The sequence below is a fragment of the Candidatus Venteria ishoeyi genome (assembly GCF_030378065.1).
GTDB lineage: Bacteria > Pseudomonadota > Gammaproteobacteria > Beggiatoales > Beggiatoaceae > Venteria > Venteria ishoeyi.
Map to the genome: position 1 here is coordinate 24,798 of NZ_JAUCGJ010000046.1, position 12,745 is coordinate 37,542.

4 protein-coding genes and 1 pseudogene are annotated in these 12,745 nt (G+C 40.5%); 2 read left to right on the forward strand and 3 right to left on the reverse strand.

Features of this window, described 5'->3' with window-relative positions:
* Positions 1–865: 865 nt before the first annotated feature.
* Positions 866–3,700, reverse strand: coding sequence for a DNA methyltransferase (locus tag QUF61_RS14260; RefSeq protein ID WP_289682300.1), 2,835 nt, complete (start codon positions 3,698–3,700; stop codon positions 866–868).
* A 573-nt stretch (positions 3,701–4,273) separates the two neighbouring features.
* Here QUF61_RS14260 and QUF61_RS14265 point away from each other — a divergent pair.
* Together QUF61_RS14265 and QUF61_RS14270 are read left to right on the forward strand one after the other, a co-directional pair.
* Entirely contained in the window at positions 4,274–5,566 is a 1,293-nt protein-coding gene (locus QUF61_RS14265; RefSeq protein ID WP_289682301.1) for a GGDEF domain-containing protein, read from the forward strand.
* 53 nt (positions 5,567–5,619) lie between these two features.
* Entirely contained in the window at positions 5,620–11,418 is a 5,799-nt protein-coding gene (locus QUF61_RS14270; RefSeq protein WP_289682302.1) for an EAL domain-containing protein, read from the forward strand.
* A gap of 74 nt (positions 11,419–11,492) precedes the next feature.
* Here the strand turns inward: QUF61_RS14270 and QUF61_RS14275 are convergent, their stop codons facing one another.
* Together QUF61_RS14275 and QUF61_RS14280 are read right to left on the reverse strand one after the other, a co-directional pair.
* Positions 11,493–12,368, reverse strand: coding sequence for a prepilin peptidase (locus QUF61_RS14275; protein ID WP_103921113.1), 876 nt, complete (start codon positions 12,366–12,368; stop codon positions 11,493–11,495).
* A 187-nt stretch (positions 12,369–12,555) separates the two neighbouring features.
* Positions 12,556–12,745, reverse strand: a pseudogene (locus QUF61_RS14280) (IS66 family transposase); the annotation flags it as partial.

The following is a 12,745-nucleotide window of genomic DNA, read 5'->3' on the forward strand; positions in this document are numbered from 1 at the left end:
CCAACGGGGCGCATTAATATAGCCAAGGGCAACGCCCCACTACCATTAACTTAAAGAGCCCAATCCTCGGATTGGGAGTCTAAAAAGCACACCCAAGCCAAGGCTTGACCTCCTTTAAACTTTTGTGCCAGTATTAAGGAGTGAGAATTTTATAACTTCAGCAACTTGGCTGGTCTTTTCCTCCATTTTCTGCGTTGTGAAAACAGTTACATAGCTTGCTATGCGCCTGTTTTCACGCCTTGAAAATGAATAAAAATCCTGCGCCCAGTTTCTGCATTTATTTCATCCTCACTCCTAAGTTTAGACTTTTGGTTAAAAATTATTGCTTTATTCTCATTGGGTGAGCAAGTATATCCCTGAAAGGGATAAACATACTAGCCTGGGGCAGCGCCCCAGGCAGGTTATTTTGTTGAATTAGAGCCCTTTCAGGGCTCTGGTATCATCACATTACAAACCCAGGGCGTTGCCCTGGGCTAGTATGTTTTGCCCCTTTGGGGCTTGAATACTTTCTTAAGTTAATGGCAGTGGGGCGTTGCCCCAGGCTATATTAAAATACCCCTTTGGGGTGTTAGCGCTAAAACCCATATTTTAAGTTTTACCGTTAAACATTAGAGATAAATCTGTTCGCCTGAAAGGCGAAGGTTTTAACCTTGTGCATGGAAAATAAAAATCCTGCGCCCAGTTTCTGCATTTATTTCATCCTCACTCCTTAGCGGACTGGGGTTTGGTCATGAATGGCGAAGAACCCTTTAATTATTGTCCGCCCAAAATCACTGATTACGCATACTCTCACGCTTTTTACGATTAAGCACCTTATACGCCTGAACAATTTCTTTTTGTATACCTGTCCCAAGTCTAACGGCTGCTAAATGTGCCGCTCTGTCTTACTCAAAACCTGATAACGGGCGAATAAAAAACTCAGGCGCTCGGCATCGGTTTTGAATTTCTCCTTGCGATAACAACGCTCCACTGCGGCATCGAGTTTTTGATGGGCTTTGCGCAGGTCGGCGGGCATGGTTAGTGGGTCGTAGAGGTCAGCCAGGGTGTTGCCTTCACCGCTGACAAAACGTCCAGCGAGGCTGATATAGCGGTCTACGCTATCGAGCAGACTTTCATCATCTGCGCCACCCTGATATTTAGCGCGGACTTTTAATACAGTTTCGGCGGCGCTTTCCACGGTTTGTTTTGCCTTCTTCCAGTTGCCAGCGCAGGTTTCTGAATCGGGCCAGGGGTAGTTGTTGTAGACCAGTTTGATGGAATATTGGTAACGGCTTTCCAAACGTCCTGCTGTTGTACGCATCCATATCATATGCAGTTTGGAAGATAAAATTCCAAAACTATAAAAACTGGCATTTGGTACCATTGAAATCGTATTGTTCACTATCACATCAGCAGACATATAACCAATGGGTATGTACTCTCGGCGTTCGGAAGAAACCTTTGGTACGACAAGATATGAGGTATCTGGTTGTCTGTTTTCAGAAAATAAAGTCGGATAATTTGCCCACTCAACAGTACGTGCCTTGCTACTTTTTAACCTGAATTCCTTAACGTCTTTAATTCTTTCTATGATAGGTGGGATTTTCTTTATACTTTCGGGGGATACGCCATCTAACCATAAACACCAGCGCTGATTGCCCTTGATAAAGTCACCACCGCTAATAAAAGGACGAATCAATGACTCAGCATCAGGATAACTTCTTAATAACTCAGATTTTTCAGCATCAGTTAATATTAAATGTCCACTATCTGTTGCCTCACTGCCCTTAATCATTCTATCTACATGACATAAGGGTGATGTTATTGATTCAACTATAGTGTTTGGTGCATCTACCAAATATGGGTTAATATTTTCTGCTGTAGTTTCTTCTGGATCGCCTTTGATGTCAGAATAATCAAATAGTCGTTTATGACTTTGTTCTGCTGTAACACTAAAACCTATAATCACAACATGTACTGCTGCTTTACTACGTGCCTCAGACTGCCAAGCGAAGGTTCGGTGAGCAAAGTCTATCTGAATCTGCATGTTCAGCAATACTTTCCATAGAGGAGCAACTTGTTCTCCCTGTGTAATAGAGTTAGTAGATACAAATGCAGCTTTCATTTTGGTGTTCTGAATAAACCGAGCAGTTTTTACATACCAGGCAGTAACATAATCAAGAACACCTATTTTCTTAATACCGGAGAAAATGTCAGTCATATCTTTTTTCTGATTGGCTGATTGTTCTTTTTTCCCCACAAACGGCGGATTCCCCAACACATAATCTACCCGCTTCGCCGATACCACAGACTCCCAATCCAGCGCCAAAGCATTGCCCTGCACAATATGCGCAGCAGTTTTCAGCGGCAGTAAATCCGGTTCACGCCCAAACTGACGGGCAAATTCCCGGTTCATCTGATGCTGGGTCAGCCACATGGCAACCTCAGCAATCCGAGCGGGCCATTCATCAATTTCAATGCCATGAAAATGCACCAGACTGATGAGTGGCTCTATCCCTAAATCCAGGTGAGATTCCACGCTGTCGCCGTGCTGTTCGCGCAGCACCTGCAATTCCAGACGGCGGATTTCACGGTAGGTGACAATCAAAAAATTACCACAGCCACAGGCAGGATCAAAAAAACACAATTTAGACAATCGCTGCTGAAAATCAATTAACTGCTTCTGCTTGCCGCGTCGCAGATTTTTGATGCGTTTGAAATCCGCTTGCAGCGCATCCAGAAACAGCGGGCCGATAAGGCGCAGGATATTGGTTTCCGAGGTGTAATGCGCACCCAGAGCGCGGCGTTCTTTTTTATCCATCACCCCCTGAAACAAAGAACCAAAAATTGCCGGGGAAATGCTGCCCCAGTCAAACCAGGCGCAATCAATCAGCAAGTCACGCATTGCAGCACTGAAAGAAGGCAAATCAAGCCGTTCCCTGAATAAGTGACCATTGACATAAGGAAAGGCATTGAGTTCTTCTGAAAGGTGTTTATTGCGCTGTGATTCCGGGGTGTCAAATACCTGAAACAGTTTCCCCAGGTGCATGTCCGTATCCGCGCCATCCTCGCTGGTACGCTGCAACAAATAACTGACAAACTGATGACGGCTGAAAATACCGGTATCTTCCGCAAACAGACAAAACAGGATACGCACCAGAAAAATCTCCAGCTCATGCCCCTGATAACCGCTGTCACGCAGGGCATCGTGCAAGCTTCCAAGCTTTTCACCCGCCTGAACATTAAGTTCAATTTCTGCCTGCTTTAAGCGGTCGTCATCTTCATAACCGGCAACGAAGTCAAACAAGTGAACCTGATCCGGCAACTGCTCCAGGGCAAAAGTGTAATTGCTGCGGTCATCAAGATCATGCAAGGCAAAATGGGCAAAATCGGACACCAGTACATAACGCGGCAGTTCTTCATCTTTTAGTCCAGGGAAATAACCCAGCGCCTGATTATAAGCTTTATCCAGGTCTTTACCGGTGGACTTATGTTCAATCAGCAGCTTGCCTTTCCACAACAAATCGATAAAACCCTGTCCGCCACCGGCTTTTTTGACGGGTTCTTCAAAACTGGCAACCCGCCGCCGGGTGACACCGAAAATATTAAAAAAAGCCTCCCAAAAGGATTTGGCTTCTGCGTGTTCGCGGGTTTCACCGTGCCATTCTTTGACAAAGGCGTGGGCGCGGTTGCGGATTTCCTTACGACTTAGCGTGGGCATTATATGGCTTTCCCTTTTATTTGCTTGGGCGGGCACTGCGGATAAAATGCTTAATATTATCAAATATTGACATGAAGAATTCATTCAATTAGTGTACATTCAGATAAAGGCACAACAAAATATTGCCAATATACTGGTCATACAAAAAATATCGGAACCTAACCATTTGTATCCGTTCACTTCCTTTGGGAACGCTGGCATTCTGCCAGCCCTGGGGCGGGTGGCTTTCAGCCGCCCGTGCCGACTGGAAGTCGGTGCTCCCAGAGGGAAAATGAATTGGGGAATGTCTATATGGAGAGTACTGTTCAAGCTCACACGATAATATCACAAAAATCCCTTCTCTTGCGCTTCCTTATCGCCACGTTGGTGCCAGTGATCCTTCTCTGCGTTTCCATCTCGGTTGGCATACTAAATTTACACAAGCAGTACCTCCTTACCCAGAAGGAAATTCACGGGACTCACATAGTACATTCTCTCTTTGATGCGCGGCTTGATCTCCAAAGAATCCGGGGAATTTCACGTATTATTTCGTCGAATGAAACATCAAATTTTGATAGACAGCGGCATGAGATCATGGCTGAATTTGAGCGTCATTTCAACACGCCTCAATGGCAGACACTGAGCCGTGAGTTTGCTATCGAAAAAGACGTGGTGACGATTCTTCAGAAGGTACGACGTCTTTATAATACGAGCACTGGCACAGTGAGTGATAGTGAAATATTCGAGAGATACACTGCTATGATTGAACACTTCAACAGTATCATCCTCATGGTAGCTGATCGTTCTCATTTGATTCTTGATTCAGAGCTTGAGACATATTACCTGATGGAGATAGCGGTCAAACAGATACCGGATCTTTGTGAGGCGTTTGCCATCATACGCGGCCTCGGTGGTGGTATGATCGCACAGGGGAACGGTGAGGAAAAGGAGAAGGAACTCCTGCAAGAAAAAATATCAATCGTCCATAACCAGTTACAAAAATTTGAGCGAACAACGGCAATTATCCGCAAGGCGGCCCCTGAAACAGAATCTTTTTTAATAAATGACCAGAGTACATTGAATTCAATTGGAGTGTCATTTTTACAAACATGTCGTTCACTGACGGAAGCCACATATAGCCTGTCAGCCGATCACTTTTTTCAGCATGGCTCTGATGTCATTATGCTGCTGGCAGAAACTTTTCATCTCACCATAGAGAGGCTGGAAACCCGTCTGAATCAACGGCTCACGAAGTATTTGCAACTGATAATATTCACGCTCGTGGTGTCAGGTATCACTATGATGGTCATAGGCTATTTCTCACTGTCCTTTTATCGACTCCAACGGGACACAGATCGGGAGCTGGAACGAATGTCACTGACCGATCCTCTTACCTCTATCCCCAACAGGCGATATCTGAATATGGTGTTCGACAGTGAACTGCAACGTGCGCGCCGTAACGGTAAAGGCATAGCCTTCGGTCTTTTGGATGTTGATTTTTTCAAACGATTCAACGATACCTATGGACACCATGAAGGAGATTTAGCCTTGCAGCAGGTTGCAGGAGCATTGAAACGTTCATTGCAAAGAGCCGAGGATTTTTATTTTCGGTTTGGAGGAGAGGAGTTTTGTATTTTATCTCGCGCAGCATCTTTGACAGAAGCAAAAAATATTGGTGAGCGTATACGTGCAACTATCGAGCAGTGTAACATTGAACATCGCGAAAATACTGTCAGCCCTGTCGTTACGGTTTCCCTGGGCATTGTATTTGTGCCCAATGTGACTACTGAAAATCTTGACGGGATGATTAAACAGGCGGATGAACGTCTGTATGAAGCCAAGAACAAGGGACGAAATCAATGTATTGCTGTGACCCTAAACTCGTGAGATAGATATTTTTTATACCCCATTAAGACAACTTTAACAGAAGACACTTAAGGATGTTGAACCTATCAAAATACCAAATTATAGAGCAACTCTATGAGGGTATTAACTCGCTTGTTTACCGTGCTATTAGAAAACAAGACAAGTATCCTGTCATCCTTAAAATACTCAAGCAGGATTACCCGGACCCTGCTGCACTAAGCCGCTATAAACAGGAATATAAGGTTATTCACAACCTTAATGTAGAGGGCGCGATAAAAGCCTATGCTATTGAAAAATATAAAAATACATTATTTATTGCATTAGAGGATATCGGTGGTCTATCCTTAAAACGGTTAGCCGGAAACCATCCCGTGTCAATAAAGGATTTTTTATCTGTTGCTATAAAAATAGCTGACAGCTTAGGTCATCTTCATGCCGCTAATATTATCCATAAAGATATTAATCCCAGTAATATTGTACTGAATCCTAAAACAGGGGAATTAAAAATTATTGATTTTGGGATTTCAAGTTACCTGTTAAGAGAAATTCCAAATCTTAAAAATCCAGATAAATTAGAAGCCACCTTAGCCTATTGCTCTCCAGAACAAAGTGGGCGTATTAATCGCAGCCTGGACTATCGTTCTGATTTGTATTCTCTGGGAATTACTTTTTATGAACTCGTTACGGGTAAACTTCCTTTTTTAACTACGGACTCTATGGGATTGCTGCATTGCCATATAGCCAAAAAAATTCCCCCTGTCTCTAATATCAATTCTGATATTCCCCAGATTATTTCTGAAATCATAACAAAACTACTGGAAAAAAATGCAGAAGATAGATACCAATCGGCTTTTGGGGTTAAGTCTGATTTGGAAAACTGCCAGTTTCAGTTAAATAATTATTCCCATATAGAACCGTTTTCTCTCGCCAGTCATGATTTTTCGGTTAAGTTACAAATACCACAAAAACTTTATGGACGTGATAAGGAAGCAAAAATATTATTAGATACATTTGAACGTGCCTGCCTGGGAACAACGGAAATAATACTTGTTACAGGCTATTCCGGGGTGGGTAAAACTGCTTTAGTACATGAAATTCATAAACCCATGACAGAAAAGCGGGGATACTTTGCTGCGGGTAAATTTGATCAATTTCAGAAAAATATTCCTTATTCTGCTATCACCCAGGCATTTAATGAGTTTTGCCGTTATTTATTAATGGAAAACACCCAAATTCTGCTGGATTTAAAGGTCAAAATATTGGAGGCATTGGGTAATAATGGGCAAGTTATTATTGATGTTATTCCAGATTTAGAACTAATTATTGGCCCACAACCGGCAGTTGCCAAGGTTTCCCCTGCTGAGGCAAAAAATCATTTTAAACTGATTTTTCTTAATTTCATTAAAAGCCTGTGCCATAAGCAACAGCCTTTTATTTTATTTATTGATGACTTGCAATGGGTTGATTCCGCCTCACTGGGATTACTTAAAAGCATTATGCTTGACAATGAGCTTCAGTATCTACTTATTATTGGCGCTTATCGTGATAATGAAGTTAATGCAAATCACCCATTAATAATAAACCTGAATGAACTTCAACAAGATAATATTATTATTAATTATATTAAGTTGGATAATTTAAAAAAAACTGATATTAATAACTTATTACAAGACAGCCTCAAGTGTGACTTAATGCAAAGTCATGAACTTACTAATTTAATCTATCAAAAAACACAAGGTAATGCTTTTTTTACCCATCAATTTCTATATACATTGTATACAGAAAAACTATTATATTTTGATTATAAACAACATCAATGGCAGTGGAATGTTGAACAGATAGCTTCACAAAACATAACAGCTAATGTCGTTGATCTGATGGCAAATAAAATTAAAAAGCTTGCAGATAAGGTATCGACACTATTACAACTGGCAGCATGCATTGGCAATCAGTTTGATTTATCAATGTTAGCCATTATTTCTGAGAAAAATCAAACCAAAACCTTATCTACATTACGTCCAGCCATTATAGAAGGATTGATTCAGCCTTTAGATGAGAACTACAGATTTTTTGATGGCACTAAAAAAACACAATTTAAGTTCTTGCATGACAGGGTACAGCAAGCCGCCTACATATTGATTGATAAGAATCAAAAACAGCTTGTACACTTAAAGATAGGTCGTTTACTCCTGGCTAATATCTCACAAACTGAAGTAGAAGAATATATTTTTGATATTGTCAATCAACTCAATAAAGGTCAACAATTAATTGATAACACTAAGGAAAAACAAAATCTGGCTGAATTAAACTTTAAGGCTGGAAAAAAAGCAAAATTATCTGTTGCTTATGAACCAGCTTTACATTATTTGTTAGCTGCAACAGAACTATTGCCATTACAGGCATGGGAAAAGGATTATAGATTTTCATTTGATCTTAATATGACCATTGCTGAATGCTACTATTTACTTGGAAATACAGAAAAAACCAACTTAATGATTGCAAGCTTGCTGGATAAATCAAGCACGGCCACCGATACAGTGAAAGTTCATATCCTCAATGCACTTAAACTTCATAATGAAGGTGATTTTCCTACGGCACTGGAAGCTGATATTACTGCATTAAAACTACTTGGTGTTGAGATACCTGTTAAAGAGAAAGAATTAGAAAACCAATTAACTTTAAAAATAAATAAACTAAAAATTCTGCTGCAAACAGTTAAGGCAACTGACTGGGCTGATTTACCCTTAATGGAAAATGTGAAAATTAAGCTAATCATGCAAATCCTGGATGGTGCCAGCACTATGGCCTATGATATTGGAAATAAAAAAATACATGAATTCCTGGTGTTGAATATGCTGGAATTAACCATCCGTTTCGGTAATACGGATGAGTCGGCTCAAGGTGTTATCTATTATGCCATGCTACATATTAGTAAATATGAAAACTATGAACAAGGTTTTTTATTTGATAAGAGAGCTAAGGAATTAATCAGTCGATTTAATAATAAATCAATTGAAGCACAAATTAATTATTGGCATGGAGGTCTGTTTAACCATTGGGTAAATCCACTCAAAACCAATGTTGATGTATATAAACTGACTTACCAGCTCTCAATTGAGTCTGGAAATGTAGTATATGCTCCATTTTCATTAACCATGCTCAATTATTCAAGATTAAGTTCAGGTGAAAATCTATCTGATGTTAAGCAAGAAATAAATAAGGCAATAATTCAGGTTGAAAAGCTAAAAAATAAATTTGTAACTGGCTTACTTAATATTGCCCTACGCTTTATAGATACACTAACTACAAGTGAGAAAACAACTAATATAGAAACTTTTTTTAATAAAAAAATAATTCAAGATAAGTATTTAGATAATATTGTTTATAAATTCTGGTATATTTTCTGGAAGTGTCAAGTGCTTTATCACCTTGATGAGTTTGATGTCGCTTTCAAACAATTAGAAAAGCATATAGCACTTGCAACGACTGCTTTTACCGGTTTATTTCCAGCTCCTATCTATATCCATTATTACTTATTAAGTTTAACCGCTATTTATCCTTCTCTATCTACGCTTGATAAAAAATCAGCTTTAGAAAAAATCAATAGTTTTCAGCAACAGTTTAAATTTTGGTCTAAAAACTGTCCTGAGAATTTTTTGCACCAATATTTGTTAGTTGAAGCAGAAAAATCTCGTATTACTGGTGATGAAATGGAAGCTGTTATATTGTATGACAAGGCTATTCAAGCAGCCAGAGAAGGCGCTATGATTCAATATGAGGCATTAGCTAATGAGTTGGTTGCAAAATTTTGGTTAACTAAAAATAAACCAGATTTTGCACAACTGCATCTGAAAAAGGCACATTATCTCTACAGTATTTGGGGTGCAGCAGCCAAGGTACTTAAGTTAGAAAAAGAGTATCCTAAACTACTCATTACTAAAACCAGTTTAAGCTCCAATAACAGTATGATAAAAACAGTTATGAGTTCAACTGAGATTCAAAGAGGCAACTCAGCCCAGTTAGATTTTTCCAGCCTGATAAAAGCCTCTCAAATGCTATCAGAAGAAATTATTTTAAGAAAGCTGCTGGCTAATATGATGAATATTGTTATTGAAAATGCAGGCGCTGAAAAAGGCTTATTATTATTACCCAAAAAAAATAGCTGGTTTATTGAGGCTGAAAAGTATATTGATAGCAATGAGGTTACTGTTTTACAATCTCTTGCAGTTAAAGACAGTGGAAAAGTTCCTGAAAGCCTGCTTTATTACGTTATCCGTACCCGGGAAAGCGTGGTTTTAGCCAATGCTGCTCAACAAGGTAATTTTATGCAAGATGCGTATGTTATTAAATATAAATCTAAATCTATACTGGTCTTAGCACTGAATAGTCAAAGTAAACTTACGGGTATTTTATATTTAGAAAACAATTTAATTGAGGGTGCCTTTACCCCGGAACGATTAGAAGTATTAAGTCTGCTTGCCTCACAAATCACTATTTCAATTGAAAATTCATTGCTATACAGTCATTTGAAAGAACAAAAAGATATTCTTGATTATAAATCACATTATGATGATCTTACCGGTCTTCCTAACCGTGAATTTTTTTTGGATCGTCTTTCTCAGTCTGTTAAGTCTGCACAACGAACAGGCAAAACTGTTGCCGTTATTTTTATTGATTTGGATAGATTTAAGGAAATTAATGATTCATTTGGTTATCAGTTCGGTGACTCTGTACTTAAAATTGTAAGCGCCAGACTACAGCAGAGTATACGTAAAACAGATACTGTATCACATCTGGGTGGAGATGAATTTACGCTCATCCTAGATAGCTTGCATAGTAGTAATGAAGTGGTTGATATCATCCAGCATATGATTGAAGCTATGAATAAACCCATTAGAATAAATGGAAATTTGCTTTATTTAACCTTGAGCATAGGGATCAGCCTCTACCCCGATGACGGCAAAGAGCCAAATATTTTACTTAAAAATGCAGATGCTGCCATGTATAAGGCTAAAGATGAGGGGCGTAATACTTACCGGTTTTATACTCAAGAAATGACCAATAAAGCCCTGGAGCGTATTGTATTGGAAACCAGTCTGCATCAGGCACTGGATAATGAGGAGTTTACAGTCTACTACCAGCCACAGGTTGACGGTGAAAATGGCTTACTTTTAGGTATGGAAGCCCTGATAAGGTGGCAACATAAAATCATGGGCATGGTTTCACCGGACAAATTTATTCCTCTGGCTGAAGAAACCGGGTTGATTATTCCTCTTGATCAATGGACGATGCGAACTGCCATGAAACAAATAGTTAACTGGTATGCTCAGGGTCTAAATCCAGGTGTACTGGCGCTTAATCTGGCAATAAAACAACTCCAGCACAAAGATTTTATCACTATGCTCTCCACGATGTTAACAGAAACAGGATGCAAGCCGGAATGGATTGGGCTGGAAGTTACCGAAGGTCAAATTATGCTCAATCCAGAGAAAGCTATCACTATACTCGATAAGATAAGCAATATGGGTATAGAACTTTCAGTTGATGATTTTGGAACGGGCTATTCTTCATTATCTTATTTGAAAAAACTTCCAATAGACAAGTTAAAAATTGATCAATCCTTTGTAAGACATTTACCTGATGATGAAGATGATATTGCTATTACAAAATCAATTATTGCGCTGTCTAAAAATTTGAACTTAAAGGTAATTGCAGAAGGGGTTGAAACCGATATGCAAAAAACGTTTTTAGTAAAAAATGGTTGCAGAGCTATCCAGGGTTATTTTTATAGCAAACCAATACCCGCTGATGAAATGGAAATCTATATACAAAAACATGACATGGTGAGCTGTGGTCATCAATCTGTCAGGTAAAGTTGCGGTCAATGTGCTATGGAATAAAAGACTGCCCCATATTCATTTATTTTGATAAATTTTCATCACCCCAGTCAGAATCTCAACCATTGCTGATAATAAAACATCAAGCTCTGTCCCCACATCAACATCACCCAGCCAGCAAATGCCAGATAAGGCCCGAAAGGAATCGGTTGGCGTCTGTCATGCTGGAAAAACAGGATAAAGGCCAGGCCAAACACTGCGCCAGAAATTGAGGCCAGCAATATCAGCAGCGGCAAAGCCTGCCAGCCAAACCAGGCACCCAGCGCAGCGAGGAGCTTAAAGTCGCCATACCCCATGCCTTCCTTACCGGTGAGCAGCTTAAAACCCCAATAAACACTCCACAACACCAGATAACCGGCGATTGCGCCAATCACGCTCATTGCCAGCGGGGTGTAAATATTAAAAAAGCTGAGGATAATGCCCAACCATAACAGCGGCAGGGTGATTTGATCGGGTAATAGTTGCTTATCTAAATCAATGAATGTCAGTGCCAGCAAGGCCCACAGAAAGAATAAGCCAAATAGTAAAGGCCAGCCAAAACCCAGTTGCCAGGCCAGTGCTAATGATAAAACAGCACTGAGTGATTCTATGGCAGGATAGCGCCAGGAGATTTTTTCCCGGCACTGGGAACAGCGCCCCATCTGGATGAGAAAACTCAGCACGGGGATGTTTTCCCAGGGGCGAATTTCATGTCCACAATGTGGGCAGTGAGAGCCGGGTCGGGAGAGTGTAATTGCGTTGCCTTCTGGCTTTTTATCGGGACATTCCAGGTATTCAGCGCATTGTTCCTGCCATTCACGTTCCATTATCAGCGGCAGACGGTAAATGACGACATTGAGAAAACTGCCGACAACCAGACCTAATAAACCGGCGATACCTGTCAGCCAGAGGGGATGTTGTTCCAACAGTGTTAAGCTTTCTATCATAGTTAGTTCTTTTACTGCATCGGCATGGTAGGGCGGATAAGCGTAGCGTCATCCGCCATTTTGGCACCCAATGCGGTGCATGGCGCTGCGCTTATGCACCCTACTGCAATATGCCTTTTAATATCGAAAAAATATCTTCCAGGTCTTCTGGAAAACGAAAGGTATGAATATCTTTAATGGTAACTATTCAGACCCCCTCCACCTGAGCGGCAGGCAAAGCCGGAGCGCTTCTCCCTGCCCGCCGCTCTCTAATAACCTTTTCCAGATAACGCCAAGGAGAAACATCTCGCTTACGGCAGGTATCAATCACCGATGCCAACACCGCAAACACGCGAGTTCCTACCTCCGTTTGAGTACCATAGGTAATTTTGCGCATA

Excerpts from the sequence above, each read along its gene's own strand:
- QUF61_RS14265 (WP_289682301.1), top strand. The coding sequence starts at position 4,274 with ATGGCTGAATTTGAGCGTCATTTCAACACGCCTCAATGGCAGACACTG.
- QUF61_RS14275 (WP_103921113.1), bottom strand. The coding sequence starts at position 12,368 with ATGATAGAAAGCTTAACACTGTTGGAACAACATCCCCTCTGGCTGACA.
- QUF61_RS14260 (WP_289682300.1), bottom strand. The coding sequence starts at position 3,700 with ATGCCCACGCTAAGTCGTAAGGAAATCCGCAACCGCGCCCACGCCTTT.
- QUF61_RS14270 (WP_289682302.1), top strand. The coding sequence starts at position 5,620 with ATGTTGAACCTATCAAAATACCAAATTATAGAGCAACTCTATGAGGGT.